19 protein-coding genes and 1 tRNA gene are annotated in these 20,983 nt (G+C 43.4%); 16 read left to right on the top strand and 4 right to left on the bottom strand.

Features of this window, described 5'->3' with window-relative positions; genetic code table 11:
* Positions 1-34 precede the first annotated feature (34 nt).
* On the top strand, positions 35-997 hold the full coding sequence (locus BLU12_RS02755) for an L-threonine 3-dehydrogenase (protein ID WP_091460419.1): 963 nt from the start codon (positions 35-37) through the stop codon (positions 995-997).
* An 83-nt stretch (positions 998-1,080) separates the two neighbouring features.
* Here BLU12_RS02755 and BLU12_RS02750 read toward each other — a convergent pair whose 3' ends face one another.
* Positions 1,081-1,944, bottom strand: a complete 864-nt coding sequence (locus tag BLU12_RS02750) for a thiamine pyrophosphate-dependent enzyme (protein ID WP_091460416.1) — start codon at positions 1,942-1,944, stop codon at positions 1,081-1,083.
* Between the two features lie 15 nt (positions 1,945-1,959).
* The gene (locus BLU12_RS02745; RefSeq protein WP_234945390.1) at positions 1,960-3,684 is read right to left on the bottom strand and encodes a 2-oxoacid:acceptor oxidoreductase subunit alpha; all 1,725 of its coding nucleotides are present in this window, start codon (positions 3,682-3,684) and stop codon (positions 1,960-1,962) included.
* 166 nt (positions 3,685-3,850) lie between these two features.
* On the opposite strand from BLU12_RS02745, the gene BLU12_RS02740 reads away from it, so the two are divergent.
* From BLU12_RS02740 to BLU12_RS02680, 13 genes are all read left to right on the top strand, one after another.
* Positions 3,851-5,020, top strand: coding sequence for an amidohydrolase (locus BLU12_RS02740; RefSeq protein WP_091460413.1), 1,170 nt, complete (start codon positions 3,851-3,853; stop codon positions 5,018-5,020).
* Positions 5,021-5,215: 195 nt separating this feature from the next.
* Positions 5,216-6,142 (top strand): S66 peptidase family protein, encoded by a 927-nt coding sequence (locus BLU12_RS02735; RefSeq protein ID WP_091460411.1) that lies wholly within the window; start codon positions 5,216-5,218, stop codon positions 6,140-6,142.
* A 127-nt stretch (positions 6,143-6,269) separates the two neighbouring features.
* Positions 6,270-6,354: transfer RNA gene (locus BLU12_RS02730), tRNA-Leu, on the top strand.
* 165 nt (positions 6,355-6,519) lie between these two features.
* Positions 6,520-8,622 carry an acetate--CoA ligase family protein gene (locus BLU12_RS02725; protein WP_091460409.1) on the top strand — a complete coding sequence of 701 codons (2,103 nt, stop codon included), beginning with the start codon at positions 6,520-6,522 and terminating at the stop codon, positions 8,620-8,622.
* A 6-nt stretch (positions 8,623-8,628) separates the two neighbouring features.
* Positions 8,629-9,222, top strand: coding sequence for a glycerol-3-phosphate 1-O-acyltransferase PlsY (gene plsY / locus BLU12_RS02720; protein ID WP_091460407.1), 594 nt, complete (start codon positions 8,629-8,631; stop codon positions 9,220-9,222).
* Between the two features lie 137 nt (positions 9,223-9,359).
* Positions 9,360-9,863 carry a manganese efflux pump MntP gene (locus BLU12_RS02715; RefSeq protein WP_091460465.1) on the top strand — a complete coding sequence of 168 codons (504 nt, stop codon included), beginning with the start codon at positions 9,360-9,362 and terminating at the stop codon, positions 9,861-9,863.
* A gap of 135 nt (positions 9,864-9,998) precedes the next feature.
* Positions 9,999-10,478 (top strand): CtsR family transcriptional regulator, encoded by a 480-nt coding sequence (locus tag BLU12_RS02710; RefSeq protein WP_091460406.1) that lies wholly within the window; start codon positions 9,999-10,001, stop codon positions 10,476-10,478.
* Positions 10,479-10,490: 12 nt separating this feature from the next.
* A complete protein-coding gene (locus BLU12_RS02705) occupies positions 10,491-11,033 on the top strand; it encodes a UvrB/UvrC motif-containing protein (protein ID WP_091460403.1) in 543 nt (180 codons plus the stop codon).
* Positions 11,020-12,078 carry a protein arginine kinase gene (locus tag BLU12_RS02700; protein ID WP_091460401.1) on the top strand — a complete coding sequence of 353 codons (1,059 nt, stop codon included), beginning with the start codon at positions 11,020-11,022 and terminating at the stop codon, positions 12,076-12,078. The genes BLU12_RS02705 and BLU12_RS02700 overlap by 14 nt, the downstream gene beginning before the upstream one ends.
* A 21-nt stretch (positions 12,079-12,099) precedes the next feature.
* A complete protein-coding gene (locus BLU12_RS02695) occupies positions 12,100-14,592 on the top strand; it encodes an ATP-dependent Clp protease ATP-binding subunit (protein WP_091460399.1) in 2,493 nt (830 codons plus the stop codon).
* Positions 14,593-14,738: 146 nt separating this feature from the next.
* A complete protein-coding gene (locus tag BLU12_RS02690) occupies positions 14,739-15,575 on the top strand; it encodes an SDH family Clp fold serine proteinase (RefSeq protein ID WP_091460397.1) in 837 nt (278 codons plus the stop codon).
* 263 nt (positions 15,576-15,838) lie between these two features.
* Positions 15,839-17,350 (top strand): Na+/H+ antiporter NhaC, encoded by a 1,512-nt coding sequence (nhaC, locus tag BLU12_RS02685; RefSeq protein ID WP_091460395.1) that lies wholly within the window; start codon positions 15,839-15,841, stop codon positions 17,348-17,350.
* A gap of 26 nt (positions 17,351-17,376) precedes the next feature.
* Positions 17,377-17,820: a hypothetical protein gene (locus tag BLU12_RS02680; RefSeq protein ID WP_234945389.1), complete on the top strand. Its 444-nt coding sequence runs from the start codon at positions 17,377-17,379 to the stop codon at positions 17,818-17,820.
* A gap of 58 nt (positions 17,821-17,878) precedes the next feature.
* Here BLU12_RS02680 and BLU12_RS02675 read toward each other — a convergent pair whose 3' ends face one another.
* Positions 17,879-18,181 carry an MTH1187 family thiamine-binding protein gene (locus BLU12_RS02675; RefSeq protein ID WP_091460393.1) on the bottom strand — a complete coding sequence of 101 codons (303 nt, stop codon included), beginning with the start codon at positions 18,179-18,181 and terminating at the stop codon, positions 17,879-17,881.
* A gap of 212 nt (positions 18,182-18,393) precedes the next feature.
* Here BLU12_RS02675 and BLU12_RS02670 point away from each other — a divergent pair, with 212 nt between their 5' ends.
* Together BLU12_RS02670 and BLU12_RS02665 are read left to right on the top strand one after the other, a co-directional pair.
* Positions 18,394-18,771: a RidA family protein gene (locus tag BLU12_RS02670; protein WP_091460391.1), complete on the top strand. Its 378-nt coding sequence runs from the start codon at positions 18,394-18,396 to the stop codon at positions 18,769-18,771.
* A gap of 307 nt (positions 18,772-19,078) precedes the next feature.
* Entirely contained in the window at positions 19,079-19,522 is a 444-nt protein-coding gene (locus BLU12_RS02665; RefSeq protein ID WP_234945388.1) for a hypothetical protein, read from the top strand.
* Between the two features lie 100 nt (positions 19,523-19,622).
* On the opposite strand, the gene BLU12_RS02660 is transcribed toward BLU12_RS02665, so the two are convergent.
* The gene (locus BLU12_RS02660) at positions 19,623-20,924 is read right to left on the bottom strand and encodes an L-cysteine desulfidase family protein (RefSeq protein ID WP_091460389.1); all 1,302 of its coding nucleotides are present in this window, start codon (positions 20,922-20,924) and stop codon (positions 19,623-19,625) included.
* Between the last annotated feature and the right edge of the window lie 59 nt (positions 20,925-20,983).

The following is a 20,983-nucleotide window of genomic DNA, read 5'->3' as shown; positions in this document are numbered from 1 at the left end:
CGACTGTGGTTAAATATCGAAGGGAGGATTACCATTGAAGAGAATTCTTGTCACGGGCGGAACGGGACAGATCGGTTCGGAGCTGGTGCCTGCGCTTAGGCAAAAATATGGAAGCGATAATGTGGTGTGTGGAGGTCATAGGCGCAACCCGGACCCCGAATTAGCAGAAGGCGGCCCATACGAAGTGGTCAATGTTGCCAATGCAGATGAATACGTCGATGTTGTGAAAAAATATGGTGTTAACGTTATATATCACCTGCCGGCCATATTATCCGCAAAGGCAGAAGAAAATCCGATGGGCGCCTGGCACGTAAATGTTACCGGTTTGATAAACGCCCTGGAAATAGCCAGGGAATATAAATGCTCTCTCTTTGTCCCCAGCTCCATTGCTGCTTTTGGACCGAGCTCTCCGAAATGGAAAACCCCACAGGATACTATACAACGACCTCATACCATGTATGGCGTTACCAAAGTGACGGGAGAGCTCTTGTGTGATTATTATTTTCTTAAATATGGCGTGGACGCTCGTGGAGTCAGATATCCTGGATTGATTTCTTACAAAACCCTTCCCGGCGGCGGCACGACAGACTATGCCGTTGAAATATTCTACGAAGCCTTAAAAAACAAAAAATATACATGTTATCTAAAAAAAGACACTCGCATGGATATGATGTATATGCCTGATGCTTTAAAGGCTGCCATCGACCTGATGGAAGCTGATCCGTCAAAGCTTGTTCACAGGAATGCCTTTAACATTACGGCTATGGCCTTTACTCCCGAGGAGCTTGTTTTGGAAATAAAGAAACATATACCTGAGTTCGAGATTTACTATGATGTAGATCCTGTAAAACAGGGCATTGCCGATTCATGGCCCGATATGCTCGATGATAGCTGTGCCAGACAGGAGTGGGGATGGAATCCCGAGTACGATTTGCCAACAATGGTTAAGGATATGCTTGAAAAGCTGTCGAAAAAGCTGGGGATAGATTATAAGTAATACTTTCATCTAACGATGAAAGCGGGGGCATTGTATTTTTGCCCCCGCTTTTCTGGAAACTTTGAACGTATCCTAAATTTCAATTAAACAAAGCGCTCAAAAGTCTTTGTCAGTTTATCCCACGATATGTCGCGATCGTAAAGTGGTTTATCGGAATTTTCATAAGCTGCCAGAGATTCCTCGAAGGTCTTTCTGTTGTTTACGTATATTACCCCAAGGGGCAATTTATCCGTTTCAAATGCTTTCTCTAAAGCCATCTTTCGGTCGCTTGCATCGTAGTCATCTCCAAGATAATATGTGTTTTCTTTAAACCATTGATAAGTATTGATTTTATTAAAGGTGACGCAGGGTTGAAATATGTTGACAAAAGAAAATCCTTTATGGGATATGGCTTTTTTTAGTATCTCTTTTGTTTCTTCTATGTCTCCTGCAAAGGCTTGAGCAACGAAAGAAGCGTCGAGTGATACGGCGAGGGCAATTGGATTCAAAGGCAAGCTTGCCACTCCTTTCGGGGTTGTGGGCGATATGTATCCCATAGGGCTTGTTGGGGAGGCCTGCCCCTTTGTCAAACCGTAAACCCTGTTATCGTGAACGAGTGCTGTTATATCCGGGTTTCGCCTTATTGTGTGAATTATATGATTTCCCCCTTCAGCATATCTGTCGCCGTCTCCTCCAACGTCTAGGACGACCAGCTTGGGATTGGCTGCTTTTGCCCCGGTAGCGTTCGAAATAGAGCGGCCATGGAGGCCATGAAGAAAGTGGGTATTGACATAGTGATTTAGTTTAGCGGCCTGTCCTATTCCGGAACAGATCAGCACGTCTTGGGGCGTAAGATCGAGCTCGGCCAAGGCTTTTTTGATTGCGTCAAGTATGGGGAAATTGCCACAACCGGGACACCACATTATATCTATAGGGCCAGGAACATCGAACATTCTAACATCTGTCATTTTTATCCCTCCAAACTATACATGCAAACAACGCAGCTTAATTAATAATTCTTCAACCGTAATTTCCATTCCAGAAGATGTCAGTATTCGATGAGATGCTTCAATGCCGGTAAGCAGCTTAATTAAGTTGGCCATTTGAGCCGTAGCGTTCCCTTCTATGTCTACTATAACCTTTGCTCTTTTCAAATAATCTTTTGTAGAGCTGTGCAGCGGGAAGGGCTGTCTTATTTGCAAAAAGGCCGTTTTTGGCCTTGAAAATTTCTCTATCGCCTCTTCGATGATATGTTTAGTAGATCCCCACCCTATTAAAAGCACATCGTAATCTACGTCTCCATAAAGTGCAGGCGGAAGAGAGTCTTCCTCTAGTCCCTTCAGTTTGCGCATTCTTTTGGCGTTCATTTCGCTTCGAATTTGAGGATCTTCATCCATATTTCTTCCCGTCTCACCATGTTCGTTGCTGTCAAAGGCTATTAGTCCCTTGCCGTAGCCCGGAATGCCTCTTGGCGATACACCATCTTCGGTTATGACATAACGTTTGTATGATTCATCTGTTTTTACGATATGTTTTTCGACCTTAAGGCCTTCGCAAGAGAAAGCGGGAAGGTTATACGACGAGTCTAAAAGATACTGATCGGTGAGAATGAAAACAGGGACCTGATAGCGAGCCGCTAAATTAAAGGCATGCTGTGTCATATAAAAAGCTTCCTGGATCGAACCCGGAGCGAGTATTGCCCGTGGAAATTCGCCATGTCCCGCGTAGAGGGCTAAATTTAAATCCGCCTGTTCAGTTCGCGTGGCAAGACCTGTAGCCGGCCCGGGGCGTTGTCCCAGATGTATTACCATTGGGCTCTCGCCAATCCCGACTAAGGACAACCCTTCGCTCATCAAGTCAAACCCTCCGCCGGAGGTCGTAACCATGGCACGGCCGCCAGCGTACCAGCCCCCGATGGCCATGTTTATGGCAGAAATTTCATCTTCGGTTTGTTCGGTCACTATTCCAAACTCTTCAGCGACTTGTGAAAGATAGGAAAGAACCCCTGTTGCAGGGGACATTGGATAACCGAAGATCATATTGCAACCGCCTGCAATTGCTCCCAAAGCCACTGCATCGCTTCCTGTAAGAAGAAGTTCTTTTCCAATTTCGCTGTTGTGGTCCATCTTTACGGTTATGTCCTCTGCAAGTTCCTGTGCTATTTCGTAGCCCTTTTTAGCTGCATCAATATTCTTGGTTACTAAACTCTTGTCCTTTGCTCCAAATCTTTCGTCAAAGTACTGTTCCAAAAGGGACATATCTACGTCAAAAAGGGACGTTATTATCCCGGCAGCGACGACGTTGGCGAATAGGGGGCTACCTAACTCTTTGGCAAAATGTAGCAAGGGTACGTCAAAAAACATTTGGCCCCTTCCTGCCAATTCCTTTCCCATTTCCTCTATGTCGCCTATTATAACAGTATCGCTGCTGATGCGTTCCTTAAGGTAATTCCTGAGTCCTTTGTTTAAACAAATGAGCAGATCTATGCGATTTACGAAGGCTCGTACGCTCTTTGATGAAACTCGAATTTCAGTAGAGTTATTTCCTCCTCTGACTCGGGACATATATTCTTTAGTGGCAAATACGTTAAGCCCGCTTCTTTTAAGTACTTTTCCAAGAATATCCTCGACCGTTTGAATGCCTTGACCGGCTGCTCCTGTAACAACTATCGAGATGTCCTCATTCTTACCTTGGGGTAAGGTAATCACCTTTTCCACTCCCTTTTTTAAAAATGTTTTAAGTAAATATATCAATAATCAGCAGATATTTCAAATAATAAACCCGTTGGAAAATAAGTTTAATTTGAATTAATCGATGATAGAGTTCATAATTGGTATTGGCCAAAAATTAAAGAGCGGAGGGTCTTAAAGAAAAGTGAAAAATTCATCAGTTATATTGAAGGGCGGCGTTGTATTTACTGTAACCAAGGGTGTATTAGAAAACGTTGATATATTGATCGAAGAGGGGATTATTAAAGACATAGGCAAAGGACTCAAAGGCGTTTCCGAGTGCGAAGTGGTTGACGTGACAGATCGTATTGTCACACCCGGTTTTATCGACCCTCACACACATATCGGTCTAATAGAGGAAGGTTATCCGCAAGATGAAGAAAGTGTAAACGAACACACCGATCCTGTAACGCCACATCTGCGCGTCATTGATGCGATAAATCCCTATGATAGAGCTTTTGACGAAGCTATATCAGGCGGAGTGACGACAGTGCAGGTTTTGCCCGGAAGTGCAAATGTTTTGGGTGGTCAGGGAGCTATCATCAAAACTTATGGTCGAATAATAGATAAAATGGTTAGAAGATTTCCTTCAGGTATGAAAGCGGCTTTCGGAGAAAACCCGAAAAATTTATACAAAAAGAAAGACCGTTCTCCCGCCACGAGGATGTCAGTGGCTGCAATTTTGAGAGAATCGTTTATGACGGCTCAAGATTATGCTCAAAGGAAAGATCGTGCTCAAAGAGAAGGCAATATTTTTGACAGAAATATGAAATGGGAAGCTTTGCTTCCCGTATTGAGGGGCGAATTGCCCTTAAGGATTCATGCCCATAGGGCCGATGACATGATAACAGCCATTCGTATAGCCGATGAGTTTAACCTCAAGTTTACATTAGAGCATGGTACAGAAGGGGACAAGATAACCGAGGTCCTCGCTCCGAGGCAAATTCCTGTAGCTTATGGTCCGGGTATCACCTCAAGATCTAAGTTGGAACTTCAAAACAGATCGTGGGAAGGTGCCGTAGAACAATACGAAAAAGGCGTTCATCTGTGTTTTACTACTGACCATCCGGTTGTTCCGTTAAATCACCTGGTTTTGCATGCCTCTTTAGCTGTCTCGGCAGGCATGCCTTCAGATGAGGCTTTGGCAGCCATTACAATAAAAGCAGCCGAACATATCGGAATGGAGAAGGAGCTCGGATCAATAGATAAGGGCAAAGTAGCCGATCTTCTGGTGTGGGACGGGGATCCTTTAAGCTACTCCAGTCATCTTCTCCTTGTTATGGTCGAGGGAAACATAGTGAAGCGTTCTTTGTAGTTTGAGCGTATCCTTTTTATTACCCCTCGATAAATGCCTAAAAATAAAGACATACATACATAGGCAGGAGGGAACGGCAACGCCTATGTATGTATGTCCCGATGAGGAAGGGCTTTTCTAAGAAATATTTTACTATAAATTACATACAAATGCCAAAGGAAAAATGAAATTTTGTTTAGAGGAGGACAAACAAGAATGCAAATTAGGGCTTTAAAACGACACGATACCCTTGGAATGCTGGCGCCTGCGAGCCCAACCAATGAGGAGGACCTAAAGAAGGCCGAGATCGCAATTAAAGAGTTGGGGTTTAAGGTCATCGTTGGCGAATCTTGTTATGCCCGTAGGGGCTATTTGTCGGGTGATGATCACTTAAGAGCCAGTGATGTAAACAAAATGTTCGTTAATGAAGATATTGACGGAATAATTTGCCTGCGTGGCGGATACGGGAGCATGAGAATACTCGATATGCTGGATTTCGATATTATCAAAGACAACCCTAAACCTTTTATAGGGTATAGCGATATAACGGCTCTACTTGTAACCTTTTTTCAAAGGGCAAAAATGCCCACCTTTCACGGACCTATGGGAATAGATTTCGCGAAGGGTTTAGATGAATTTACTAAAAATAGTTTCATATCAGCAGTTTGCGGTTCAACGGAAAATATGATCCTATCCAATCCCGAAGGCCGACCACTTCGGGCTTTATCTCAGGGAGAAGCAGAGGGAGAAATTGTCGGGGGAAATTTGTCCATAGTTGCTGCTACGTTAGGAACGCCCTATGAAATAGATACTCGGGGGAAACTGCTTTTGCTGGAGGATATCGACGAAAAACCGTACAAGGTAGATAAAATGCTTCTGCAAATGCGCTTGGCCGGGAAACTGGAAGAGGCTGCAGGTTTTATTTTGGGAGATTTTAGAAATTGCGAAGAGACAGATGCTTCCAAAAGCCTTAATCTTGAGGAAGTATTCGCTGATTACATTATCCCCCTCAGAAAACCCACAATAGCTAACTTTTCAGCTGGGCATTGTGATTCTAAAATTACCGTACCCATAGGTCTGAAGGCGCATTTGGATGCAACCAATTGTAAAATATGTATTCTAAAAGACCACATTGCCAATTGAAAAATCTTAACCCTTTTAAGTTTAGGGCTAATATGCTAAATTGCTTACTAAAAGCGCCATACCCAATTGATCCATTTCTCATCAGTATTGACTAATAAAAATAAGTTGCGTATAATGCGATTGCAACGCCGAGGTGGTGGAATTGGTAGACACGCACGTTTGAGGGGCGTGTGGGATTTCCCGTGGGGGTTCAAATCCCCCCCTCGGCACCATAGATCAAAAAAAGAAGGAGCCACAACAGGCTCCTTCTTTTTTTGATAGCGTTAATGAGAAGTGAGTTTCGCAATTTGTGGGCAATAAGTTTCCTCTCCTGAATCTGTTAATAAAGGAGATATGATAATATATTTACATATCCGATATTGTTAGGAGGGGATGAAATGTCATCATTTGTGGACCTAAACCGCCTTTTTAAGCCTAAAAAAATTGCCATAGTTGGCGCATCATCTAACATGGATAGCATATCAGGTCGACCTTTAAAATTGCTGAACCGATACAATTATAGAGGGGATATTTTTCCTGTGAATCCTAAATACGATTCACTTCATGGATTCAAATGTTATCCAGATATTAGATCCCTTCCGGCGTCTCCGGATGTTGTCATTATTGGAGTAAGAGCTGCCCTTGTGCCCGATATTTTGGAACAATGCGGAGAGAAAAACGTTCCCTTCGCTGTCATATTTTCTTCGGGGTTTGCTGAAGCTGACGACACTCAACTTCAGGATAAAATAATTTATATAGCAAATAAATGGAATATCCGTTTGGTAGGTCCGAATTGTCAAGGTTTGGTAAATTTTGTCGACGGTGTTCCTCTGAGTTTTTCTGCTTCACTAGACGCAGAACCCCTGGAACCTGGACATATTGCTTACGTCTCGCAAAGTGGAGCTTTTGGATTTGCCTCTTTTGCCCTAGGTGCCGACAGTGGTGTAAAGTTTCGCTATGTAGTAACTACTGGCAATCAAGTAGATTTAGATGTAGTTGATTTTGGGCGGTTCATTATTGAGGACAGAGAAGTGAAACTTCTTATCCTTTACATGGAAGGTTTGAAAGACGGCTCAAAGTTCCTGGATTTAGTGCAACAAGCCAAAAAGAGGGAAATTCCAATTGCAGTACTGAAAGTCGGTAAGAGCGATGTGGCTAAAGAGGCAGCGAAAAGTCACACAGCTGCTCTTACGGGTGATAGGGAAGTTTGGGATGCCGTATTTAAGCAATATGGTGTTATAAGCATTTCTGACGTAGAAGATATCATCGATCTGGGAACGATATTTTCTTCTCCCAAAAGAGCTACAGGCAAAAAGGTAGCGGTGTTAACTACTTCCGGAGGAGCAGGTATAATCATGACGGATTTGTTGGACGACTATGGCCTGAATGTGCCGGTTTTGGATGAAAACACGCAAGAGAAGATAAAACCCTATATACCCCCCTTCGGCTCCAGCTCAAACCCTATAGACATGACTGCGCAGGTGATAAATGACCCCAAAGGTTTCCCTGGCTGTTTGGATGCGGTGCTCGAATGTCCTGACATAGACATGGTCACCGTCATTATATCCATGATTACCGGTAAATCGGGCGAACAGATGGTCCAGGACCTCATAGCTGCGAGTCAAGGGACCAAAAAACCTATCAATTGTACCTGGCTGATTGACCGTAAACATGGGGAAGTTTTTTTGAAACAGCTTAAGGCTGCAGGTGTACCGTTATTTCAAAGTTTGCGCAGAAGTGCTTTTGCACTGAGCACACTTGCCAACTGGTATGAAGTCATGTTGAAACCTACGAAAGACATAGAGGTCAAGGGAGAACCATTTTTGCCCAAACTTCCATTAATGATGACGGAATACGACTCAAAGAAATTGTTGGAGCATTGGGGCGTTCCGGTGACAAATGAGAGACTTTGCTTGTCCTTGGAAGAGGCCATAGAAGCAAGCGAAGAGATTGGGTATCCCGTGGCTTTAAAGGTTATGTCTCCTCAAATTCTTCACAAAACTGAGGCTGGAGTAATTGCCCTAAACTTGCAAAATGAAGAACAAATTCGCAATGCCTACGGCAGAATATTGGAAAAGGCCAGGAAATTTAACGCTGAAGCCAACATAGAGGGAGTATTAGTTCAAGAAATGGTCGGTAGCGGTTTGGAATGTATGATAGGTGTCAAAAGAGACCCGATTTTTGGCCCGATTGTCGCCGTCGGTTTGGGAGGAATATATGTCGAAGTGCTGAGAGATGTTTCGTTGCGACGCGCCCCCATCGATGAGAATACCGCTATGGAAATGATAGAGGAACTTAAAGGTTACCCCCTGCTTGCAGGAGCACGTGGTCAAAAACGAAAGGACATAAACGCTTTGGCAAAAGCAGTTAGTTTAATATCGAGAATGGCATGTATAGAAAGTGAGCTAAAAGAATTGGATGCAAATCCGGTTTTTGTACTAGACGAAGGAAAAGGAGTGTTAGTTGCGGATGCTCTAATATTGCGCAAAGAGAAGGAGTGATGTCAGGTGTCGGTGTTTCTGATACTATTGGCCTATTTGCTGGGATCAGCTCCTATGGGATATTTGGTTGTCAAACTAGTAAAGGGCGATGACATTAGGAAGTATGGTTCAGGCAATATAGGAGCTACAAATGTCGGGAGAGTGATGGGTAAAAAGTGGGCAATCGCTGTGGGTATCTTCGACATAACAAAAGGCGGATTGGCCTTACTAATTGCAAGGGTCTTGGGGGTATCTTCTCCGCAATTGCTGTCTTTTTTAGGAGTTGTAGCTGTTTTGGGACACAATTTTCCTGTGTGGTTGAAATTTAAAGGCGGAAAGGGAGTGGCAACTTCCTTCGGCGTTATATTTATGTTTTACCCCCTCGCTTCGATCCTTGGCGGGGTTGTGTGGTATTGCGTGATGAGGGTGAGTCGTTACGTTTCTTTAGCATCTATGATATCCCTTGCTTCAACGCCGATATGGTTGAAGTTGTTTGGCGCCGATATTTCTTATATCGTGGCCTCGTCCTTTTTGGCGTTCCTTACAATAGTTAGACATCATGCAAATATCAGAAGATTATTAGCAGGGACCGAGCATAAAGTTGGCGAAAGAGCCACTTAAGGTTTTGGAGCGCATGATTATATAATTCGAAAGGAGTATAATGACCATTTGCTGTTGAAGGGTATTTAAAAGATTGAGAAGGGAGTTTCGCACATTTGCCTATTGTTTACATTATACTAATTGGCCTATCTTTATCGATGGATGCATTTTCGGTATGCTTGAGTGTTGGAGCTTGCCGAAAGGATAGTCATCTTACGGTTGCCCTACGAATGGGGAGTGTGTTCGGTATTTTTCAGTTTATTATGCCCATCTTTGGATATTTTCTGGGTTACTATATTTTGCGCAAGTTTTCTCCCTATGACGAATGGATAGCTTCGGTTGTTCTTATTTGTATCGGCCTTAAAATGCTTAAGGATTCAAAAAGGGAAGAACAATGCAGTCCTAGGGACATTACTAAGGGGCTGGCATTGTTATTTCTTGCGATTGCCACTTCGATCGATGCATTGTCCGTTGGAATTGGTATTGCAGTGGCGAATATTTCCATCATGTTCTTTTCCTCTGTTGTTGGTTTTGTTACTTTATGCATGTGTTTATTGGGAGTATACTTCGGCAGAACTCTGGGCTTTCTTTTAGGCCGATGGGCTTGTGTTTTTGGCGGTCTTGTAATTTGTCTTGTAGGAGTCAAGATGCTATTCTTGTAACGACCGAGATTTCCTCACTTTAATTCCCCTAAAAATGTTTTGTATCCCTAAAAATATTCTTGACATATTTTGACCTTCATGCATATAATGAGCATGGTCGCACTAATGCCATAGGCAGGATGGGGGTACATAGATATGGAAAGCCTCACTGAAAAGATAGAAAAATATATACGAAGCCTGCTTGAGGCTAATTCGGCGGATGAGATCATATTGCGACGCAAGGAGTTGGCAAATGTTTTCGGTTGTGTGCCAAGTCAAATAAACTATGTCTTGCAAAGCAGATTTACGCCTGAAAGAGGTTTTATCGTAGAGAGTCAAAGGGGAGGAAACGGTTACATTAGAATTATACGGGTATGTCTTTCCGGCGTGGAGGACAGACTCAATCACATTGAAGAGATAGTTGATGGAGTAATGACACCGCAGGAAACAAGGCGTCTTTTGAAAAATTTGGAAGAACGTGAACTGTTGACGCTGAGGGAACGCACCATGTTAGAAGTTATCTTGAGATTTGTCGATGAAGTGTTGGTATCCTTTTTCGATCTACCCGCCTATCGCAGAGATGAAATTAATACTGAACTGGTTAGACGGGTGCTCAAAAGCCTGGCCATTATATAGGGGGAATTTACAATGATGTGCGAACGATGTCAGAAACGGGAAGCAGAGGTGCATATCAAGCAAATTATAAACGGTGAGGTAAAGGAATATCATCTATGCAGAGAATGCGCAGAGACTATGGGTCTGGAGGGTATCGATCTATTTCCTCATTTTAATTTTGATTTGTCATGGGAAAATCTCTTGGGTTCCCTCTTCGAACCCTTCGCTGCCAAAGAATTGCGCAGGCCCGTGAGAACTGAGATTAAATGCCAAGGCTGCGGGTTGGATTATTCGACTTTTCAAAAAACCGGCAAGTTTGGATGTCCAAAATGCTACGAGTCTTTCCGAGATTATATTAAGCCCTTGCTTCGAAAAATTCATGGAGCTGATCGTCATAGGGGGAGTAAGCCTGAGTTGAGTTACATAGAAAAAGATGCTACAGGAGACGAACTGGAACAATTAAAAAAGGAGCTTAAAGAAGCGGTAGAAAAAGAGGAGTACGAACGTGCGGCGAAAATTCGCGATCGTATCCGCGAATTAACATCGAAAGGTGATGGTAGCGATGGCAAAGCGTGACTTGTTAGCACATCCAATAGAGTGGGTAAAGGGGAAAGGAAGCAATTCTAATATAGCTGTTTCCAGCAGAATAAGATTAGCGCGAAATTTAAGTGATTTTCCTTTTACCCATCGATGTGATCATGAAAAATTATATGCCATTGTTGATAATGTTAAACAAGTGATATCAGATTCGGACCTTTTAAAAGATAGCGATGTTGTAGAAATGAACGCCCTGGATTCCTTGTCCAGGTGGGTGTTGGTAGAGAAACACCTTATTAGTCCTCCCTTCGCAGGCGACGGACCTGGCAGAGTAGTAGTAGTGGATTCAAAAGGTGTCATATCGATAATGGTCAATGAGGAAGATCATCTTAGGATTCAGGTTATTTTGGCAGGTCTTGAGCTTAACGAAGTGTGGAGAATAGCAAAAAAGGTCGAAATGACGTTTGAAAAGTTGGATTATGCCTTCGATTCTGATTTCGGCTATCTGACGGCATGCCCGACGAACGTCGGAACTGGAATGCGTGCCTCGGTAATGGTTCATATACCGGCGCTTGAGATGTCAAAGCAAATCGCTACTTTGATAAATGAATGTAATCGCATTGGCCTTACAGTGAGGGGAACCTATGGGGAAGGAAGCGATGTGCTGGGCTCATTATATCAAATCTCAAATCAAATTACCTTGGGCCTCGGTGAGGAAGAGCTGATTGATAAGGTAGCTTCTGCTGTACGACAAATTGTTACGGAGGAAGAACGCGCCAGAGCGGTGATGAAGCGTAAATTAGGCAGTTCCTTAGATGACAGGGTTTGGAGGGCATTTGGCGTAATGAGATATTGCAGAAACATCAGCACGAGAGAAGCTCTTGAACTGATTTCGCTAATCAAGATGGGCAGTGACATGGAAATAACTCCTAAACTTTCCGTGGAGGATTGGAATAATCTTGTTCTTGGCGTACAACCGAACCATGTTCAGTTATTTGCGGGCAAGGAACTGACCCCGGATGAAAGGGATGTGTACAGGGCAACCTTTTTGCGGGAACGTCTTAAAAGCATAGAGCCTAAGTAAGGATAAGAGGGGTGATGTAGAATGTGGCAATTTTTTACGGAGCGAGCAAGAAGGGTGGTCCAATTAGCTCATAGAGAAGCGCTGAGGTTGGGTCACGATGTAATAGGTACGGAACATATATTGCTGGGCTTATTGGCCGAAGGCGATGGAGTAGCAGCCCATGTGCTGATGTCCTTGGGCATAGATTTAGATGAAGTTCGCAAGAGGGTTGAACAATTGGTTGGCAAAGGACAAGCAAAGGACAAACCGATAGATCTGCCTTTAAGTCCCAGGGCAAAGCGAGTTCTGGACTTGGCTATGAGGGAAGCTCGAAATATGGGTGTCAACTACGTTGGAACAGAGCATATCCTCCTGGGGTTGTTAGCCGAGGGGGAAGGAATCGCAGCTCAGGTTCTTACCAGCATGGGGTTGGATATGCAAAAGGTGTATCAGGAAGTTGTTCGATATCTCTCCGGAGGGGAGGTAGATCAAATGAGCCAAAGCCAAGGTTTGTCAAGAAAGAAATCTCATACCAAGACTCCGACTCTCGACCAATTAGGCATCGATTTAGTTGAGATGGCTCGTCAAGGCGAACTCGATCCCGTTATCGGTCGTGAGCGGGAGATACAGCGAGTAATTCAAATTTTGTCGCGCAGGACTAAAAACAACCCCTGCCTCATTGGTGATCCAGGCGTAGGAAAGACTGCAATTGTCGAAGGATTGGCTCAGAGAATAGCTACAGGTGAGGTCCCGGAAGTTCTTAAAAACAAAAGAATAGTCCAACTTAATATTGGCAATTTGGTAGCGGGAACCAAATACAGAGGTGAATTCGAGGAGCGCATGAGAAAACTGGTCAAGGAGGTTCGCGACTCCAAAGACGTGATCGTCTTCATCGATGAAATTCACACATTAGTTGGTGCAGGCGGAGCAGAAGGAGCCGTCGACGCTGCCAATATCTTAAAGCCAAGCCTTGCCAAGGGAGAATTTCAAGTAATTGGGGCTACGACTTTGGACGAATACAGAAAATACATCGAAAAAGATGCAGCTTTAGAGAGGAGATTTCAACCTGTTTTTGTGGGTGAGCCCACTATAGAAGACACCATAGAGATCTTAAAGGGTTTGAGAGATAAATATGAGGCGCACCATCGGGTCAAAATAACGGATAAAGCTTTGGAGGCAGCAGCAAGGCTTTCTGCTCGTTACATAAGCGACAGATATTTGCCTGACAAGGCTATCGATCTTATCGACGAAGCTGGTGCGAGGGTGCGACTTTCTACTATGAATCCGCCGGAGTTTATAAAGGAGCTGGAAAAGAAGCTCGAGACGGTGAGAAAGGAAAAGGAAGCAGCAGTAGCGTCTCAAGAATTTGAAAAAGCCGCTGACTTAAGGGACGAAGAAAGAAAATTATCAGAAGAGCTGGAAGAAAAACGGAAGGAATGGCAGGCCAAGAAGTCGCAAGAAGAACCAATAGTCGACGAGGAAGACATCGCATTGGTGGTTTCAGAATGGACAGGCATTCCCGTCACGCAAATGACGGAAGAAGAAAGCCAACGGCTGCTTCGCATGGAAGAAGAAATTCATAAACGCATTATAGATCAAGAGGAAGCTGTATCCATAGTGGCCAAAGCGATCAGGAGGGCCCGAAGCGGCTTGAAGGATCCCCGGCGACCCATAGGGAGTTTCCTGTTTTTAGGCCCTACTGGCGTTGGCAAAACTGAGCTGAGCAAAGCTTTGGCGGAATTTATGTTCGGCGACGAAAATTCCATGATCCGTCTCGACATGAGCGAATTTATGGAACGCCATGAGGTTTCCAAACTCATAGGTGCACCTCCCGGTTATGTGGGATATGAAGAAGGAGGCAAATTGACCGAGGCTGTCAGAAGGCGTCCCTATGCTGTGGTTCTTTTCGACGAGATAGAAAAGGCCCATCCCGATGTGTTTAATATACTTTTGCAAATCCTGGAGGATGGAAGGTTAACCGATGGACAGGGTCGTGTTGTCGATTTCAAAAACACGGTGATCATTATGACGAGTAACCTCGGAGCGCAGGATTTGATGAAAGGTCCGGCCATTGGGTTTGCTGCCGAATCGGAAAATCAGATCGATTTCGAGGCCGCAAAGAAAAATATATTGGATGCGGTAAGAAGGACCTTTAGACCGGAGTTTATAAACAGAATAGACGAAATAGTGGTCTTTAAGCCTTTAGGCGAAAAGGAACTTCTTCAGATTGTAGATATCATGATCGATGACGTAGCTGAAAGATTGGCCGAAAAGGGAATATTCATCGAAGTTAGCGAGGCTGCAAAGGGGTTTTTGTTGAAAAAGGGGTACGAGCCTAAATTTGGCGCGCGACCCTTGCGAAGGACCATACAGCGATACATCGAAGACAGGCTGGCTGACATTTTGCTTGAAGGAAAAATAAAACCGGAAAGCGTAATCAAAGTCGATGTCTCAGAAGACAATATTACTTTTATTCCTGTAGCGAAGGGAAAGAACAACAATAAAAAGAAAGCTGTCTCCAAAGAATCTGCATAGTACTAGTGCACACTAAAAGTGTGAAATATAGTTTAAGGCCGCGGATAGTTACTTTTCCGTGGCCTTTTGCTATTATAATCATGAAAGCTGAAAGTTTTTTCAGTTCATCCGATAACTATATTTTATATTAAGGTGGTGTAATTGAAATGTACGGTTTCGATATTTTTTGGTTGCTCTTTCTTTTTTTGTTAGTGCTTCCCTCCTTCAGGCAATGGAACCTCGAACGGCTCCGACAAGGACTGATCAAGAAAATAGAGCAGAAACGCAGAAGTCGAGTCATTACGCTAATCCACAGACAGGAATCCATCGGTTTTTTAGGAATGTTCGCACGGAATTTCATTAGCATCGAGGATTCCGAGGAAGTGCTTCGGGCAATAAAATTAACTCCTAAAGATATGCCGATAGACTTAATAATTCATACACCCGGAGGCATCCTCTTGGCAGCCGAACAAATTGCAAACGCATTGTCTAAGCATGATGCAAAGGTTACTGTCTTCGTTCCCCATTATGCTATGTCTGGTGGAACGCTAATTGCCCTTGCTGCGGACGAAATAGTGATGGATGAAAATGCAGTTTTGGGCCCGGTAGATCCTCAAATAGGTCAATACGCAGCTGTTTCCATTCTAAAGGTCCTTGAACAGAAACCAATTTCAGAGGTCGATGACAATACTATCATATTGGCTGATATGTCAAAGAAAGCCATTACACAAACTCGGCGCTTTGTATACGACCTCTTGATAAGCAATGACGTCCCCGAGGAAAAAGCAGAAGAACTCTCCACTGCATTAACCGATGGCAGGTGGACCCATGATTATCCTATTATGTATGAAGAAGCAAAACGGTTGGGCCTCAATGTAACGAGTGGAATTCCTGAGGAGGTAGCATCTTTGATGCATCTATATCCTCAAGCCGGACAGAGACGCCCCTCCGTTCAATATGTTCCCATGCCTTATCAACGTCCGACATCTAATGGGAAAGAATAATTTTGATGTCTGCAGATATTTGGCGTAGTTTCAGAAAACGCGTTAAGTAGTCCTGATATAGAAACTTTAAGTGGTTATATAAATATATGTCGTTCCTATGTCTACATGATAAAATATATCATAAATGAGACGCACAGTTGCATGTGCGTTCGACAATTGTACAAGCAGTGCAGTCGATAGGAGAGGAGGTGAAGAGGACATATTACCCGTGCAATATTGTTTTCATGGCAATAATTAAAATATGAGAGGAGGTAGAAATGAGAATGAGCGAAAATAGAAGTTCGACGAGAAAACCTACTCTTTTTGAAGCTGTTCTGGCAGTTTGCGTAGCTGCTGTCTGTATTGGAACCGGTGTTTTGGTTTTGGGCGTAGATGTGCACATTCCCCTGGTATTCTCTGCTGCCTTTGTGTGTTTAATGGGCCGTTATTTGTTGCATTTTCAATGGAAAGATATGGAAGAGGGCATGTTTCGCGGTATCCTTGCAGGGCTTCAGGCTGTTTTGATATTAATGATAGTGGGAATGATAATTGGCTCATGGATACAGGGCGGCATCGTGCCGACGCTCATATATTATGGTTTGGGCATCCTCTCGCCCAGCATATTTTTACTTGCAACTTTGATAATCTGTTCTATAGTTTCATTGGCTACGGGCACCTCGTGGGGCACCTCAGGCACTGTAGGTTTGGCCTTGATAGGTATTGCTGCGGGGCTAGGAGTTCCAATGCCGCTGGCAGCCGGCGTAGTTATTTCCGGGGCATACTTTGGCGATAAAATGTCGCCTCTTTCTGACACTACAAATCTTGCACCCGCAGTTTCGGGGACGACTCTTTTTAGTCACATAAGGGCCATGGTTTCCACAACTTTGCCCACCTACGTTATAGTTGCCATTATTACCGTAGTATTGGGCCTCAGGTTTGCAGGCGGGACTTTAGATGTGTCGAGGATAGCCGCTTTTCAAAAGCTGCTAGCTGCAGAATTTAACATAAGCGTCGTGGGTCTTATTCCCCCTATAGTGGTAGTTTTGCTGGCAGCTTTAAGATTTCCGGCAATACCAAGTTTATTTGCAGGTGTGGTACTGGGCGGTATAATGATACTTCTTCAAGGCAGCGGACTGGGAACGATGGTCACTGCAATTCATTACGGTTACAGCCCTGCCTTTAGCGCGGAAGTTGCAGGAGCGGAGAGTCTCGATGCCGTAGCGGGCATCCTCGCTGCGCAGGGTGTCAGCGATGTCGCCCCCGAACTTGCTCAAGAAGTGGGAGGGATGCTCAGCGATTTACTCGAACGTGGCGGACTCGATTCCATGATGTGGACTGTTTCTTTGATACTATGCGCACTTTCCTTCGGTGGTGTCATGGAGCGCTGCGGAATATTGGAGGTATTACTGCAGGCCCTCTTGCGCCATGTAAAAAGCGTTACAGGACTGGTTACATCGGTAATAATTTCTTGTATAGTTTCCAACATTTTCTTGGGGGATCAGTATGTTTCAATAGTGTTGCCTGGCAGGATGTTTAAGCCCGCCTTCGATGAAAGAGGGCTTCACCCGAGAATGCTTTCCAGAAGTTTGGAAGATAGCGGCACATTGACATCGGTTTTAGTCCCATGGAATACATGCGGAGCTTATCATACAAGCGTCTTAGGAGTGCCTACTATTCAGTATTTGCCCTACGCTTTTCTTAATTACCTTAACCCGATCGTGGCCATTGCTTTAACAGCTATGGGCAAATCGATATTCTGGCGCAAGGATACGGATGAGGATATCGTAAACGTATAGTAGAATTGTCTACGGAGGTATGACCGATGGAGACCATCATCGAATCACGATCAAGCTATTCGACTCCCATTTGGATGAAATTCATTTTATTTGTTTTCGGGTGTTATTGCATTTTTTCGGCAGTATTAGATTTTTCTTTTTATAAGATAATATTAATCATCGTTTCCTTTTACGGTATTATGTATAAAAAGAAAATCTACATTTCATCTAATGGAATAACAAAAGAAGTATATGGAATACTTGGAATATCCAAAGAATTTCTTCCATGGGAAGATGTAAAAGCAGCTACTTTTGCCTACAAGGGCGATATGGTGATGGTCTTTTTTGAAAGAGGAATCACTGGATGGAAGTTATTGTTTAAGCGTTCCGATGCACCTTTGCTTGAAGAAATAATCAAAAAATATGCTCCGAAGGCGGAAGTTGATTTTTTAGGCAATTATATCAAGGACTCTAAAATGCAAAAGTTATAAATTGAACATATTCAAATGCCCCGCAAGCTTGCGGGGCATTTGAATATTTAGCGGGAAGCTAAAGCTTTTCCTCGACGGCTTTAATTTTGCCGTCCATAGTTAATTCTTTATCTCTTCTTTCATCAATTCTGAGATTAGTTGAAACTCTTGACACTCCTTTTTCGAATAAGCAATTGTGGGCTACTTTAGCGGCATTGAGCACCTCATCCAGTTCACCTTCCAAGACAGTGCTCATAGGCGTTAACCTGACTTTCAGATTGAATTTTCTCAAGGTTCTTTCCACCTCGGCCACGTAAGAGCTTATACTGGGACTGTTCGTTCCCAGGGGAACCACGACTATCTCGGCGATAACTCTTCCCACCTTTCACACCTCCTTAAAATTGTTTTGTTTTCTAAATCCACTGGATTTTTATTACTAATGTCTTGGGTCTCTTAAAATATATCATTTTTGGGGAAAAGTTAGCAAAAATAGGTGGTCGAAGACGCTTGCGAAATAAGTACTTCAAAGGGGTTTACGAGGTGTGGTAATATGATTTAACTATATAGATTATCTCTTTTTGGGAGGCGAAGTAAATGCAATATATCCATAGTGATAAAGCACCTAAAGCAGTTGGGCCCTATTCGCTTGCTGTAAAAGTAAACGGATTTGTCTTCGTTTCGGGGCAGCTGCCTCTAGACCCGGAAAGCGGCTTGATTGTAGAAGGTTCTGCAGAGGAGCAGACGGTCAGGGTGTTGCAAAACATTGAGGCAATTCTGGAAAGTGCCGGGTCTGATATATCGAAAGTCGTTAAAACCACAGTTTTTGTAACCGATATTGCCAATTTTCAGGCCATCAACAAGGTGTATTCAGAATTCTTTGGCGATCATAGACCTGCCAGATCTCTCGTTGAAGTGAGCAAACTACCAAAGGAAAAGGCTCTACTTGAGATGGAAGTGATTGCCATAGCATAACAATACTGTATTATCTCAAAAAATATTCTGAAAATTATAAATAATGGAAAAATATAGAATATAATTTTCAAGTTGACAAAACAGCTATAGGTGATTAAACTCTCATTTGCTGGGTGCGGCAATGGAAGACAAAGCCAAATACCGTATCCAAACCCTATCTCCTCCTCAAAAAAAGGGACCCGTTGAGGTCCCTTTTTTATTAAACTTCCATTTATAATTCATTCTGTTTCTGTTAAAATACACGTGCTTGACGCGTAGGCAAGAACGGAAATATTAGAAATTTATCTACCATAAGGGGGAATATATAATGCAACCCAGAGCAATGCAAATGACATTGGAAGATATGCTTTCTTTGATGATGGCTCGTATAGACAGCGTGGCCATGTCCGAAGAGAGCATGAAGACCAAGTTCGATGTATTGGGTCGAGCCCTTTATAAGAAGGGCATTATAACCGATGACGACATTGTAGATGCGGTCAGAGAGCAGGGAAAGCTCATGAAGGCAATTGGTGCTACGCAAAACGATCTGACCGATGAAGAGGTAAAGGCCATAGCGGAAAATATCCTTCTATGGCTCAAGGGAGACGCTGATACGATTAAAAAGAGCATGGAAGAATACGAACAAAAGCTTCGCGAACTAACCTCTCAGGAAAACAAGAAACCGCGCCTGGATGTGGCATCTCCGGCAATATTATCCGAACTGGATAAAATAACCAAAGGAGGCAAGCCGGGCAACAAATTGATTCTATAAAATAACAAATATAAACACGAGTTCATGTAAGCTGTCACGCCTATTGGACTCGTGTTTATATTTTATTTTGTTCGGTATGAAGTTATCAAATAAGGAATTGCTATAAAATGTTATTCTGAAGTAGGCTGATTATTATAGTGTCAACATTCTTCATTCCCTTATTGCTCAATTCGGCCATATTGTCTACAGTTTCTTCGAGAGTCTCTCCTATGATGCCCCTCGGGATATCGTGTCCGTTTTTTTCTAAGGCAATCATCGCTGCCGTAAAGGCTTCATAGGCACCGGTAGCTACCTTAAGGGCACAAGTGTCTTTTGCACCGTCACATATCATGCCAATCAGGTTGCTGACGTGAATTTCAATTGCATCCTCCACTTTAGTCATATCTTGAGAAAGAAGGTATGTAATTCCGGCTGCGGCTCCAGCGCCTGCGGCAACGGTGCATCCGCAGATCGGACTTAGCCGCCCAGTTCTGCTTTTTAAGAAACTTGTAGTGAGATGGCTCAAGGTCACGGCTTTGGCAGTTTCTTCCATTGATTTTTTGTAAAAATCTGCCACCAGGCAAACCGGAAGAATCGCTGTTATACCGTGATTTCCGCTTCCGGCGCTGCTCATTACCGGTTTAGAAATTCCTGCCATTCTTGCGTCTGCGGCAGCTGCGGCGTAAGCTTTTATTTTTAGCGGAAGGGCGGAAAGATCGTCGGATTTGATCATCTTGAAAATAGTTTTTCCTACTCCAAGACCATAATCGTTGTCGGGGTCTAGACCTATATGCGCGACAGCCATATTCATTTTTATCCCGTCGTAAATATACTTTATATCTTCACCATCTATGTCGTTTAATAGGGAAGTCAATTCATTGAATGTCATATTTTTAATAGCATCAAATATGCTTGCTTTTTCCGAATTTTGGATTACGGGGAGTCTTTTGCGTTTTGAAAGTATAAGTTTCCCATCCATCATAATTTTTGTAATGTTATCATGCCTATCCTCAATAAAACAAGAACATGTACGTTTGTCGGTTATTATCGAAACTTTTACATATACTCCGTTTTTTGCAAAATTTGGAGATACGGTAACAAGGCCTGCTTTGACAAGTTGTATAGCTTTTTCGATGTCGCTTTTATCGCAAGATTTTAACGCTTCCAGGCCATACTCCGATTTGCCGCAAATAGCCCCTAGCGCTGCTGCCACAGCATTCCCCTTTAAATCCTTGACACCCGGAATGCCTACTGCATAGCCATTCTTGTAAATATTAGGGCTTACATCGACTTCTATTCTTTTGATTTCCTCGGAACCTATTTCTTTTCTTGCCCGGGCTGCGGCCAGCGCTACAGCGCCGGGCTCGGTACAACCAAGCGCAGGCACCACTTCCGTTCGCAAAAAGTCCTTTATTGCAAACAATTCTGTCCCTCCTTTAATAATTGTTATTGCATTCTATAAAATTATCCCTCGAAAATTGT

The organism is Acetomicrobium thermoterrenum DSM 13490, assembly GCF_900107215.1.
Taxonomy (GTDB): domain Bacteria; phylum Synergistota; class Synergistia; order Synergistales; family Acetomicrobiaceae; genus Acetomicrobium; species Acetomicrobium thermoterrenum.
Note: the sequence above shows the minus strand (reverse complement) of the source record. Positions and strands in the feature narration are given on the sequence as shown.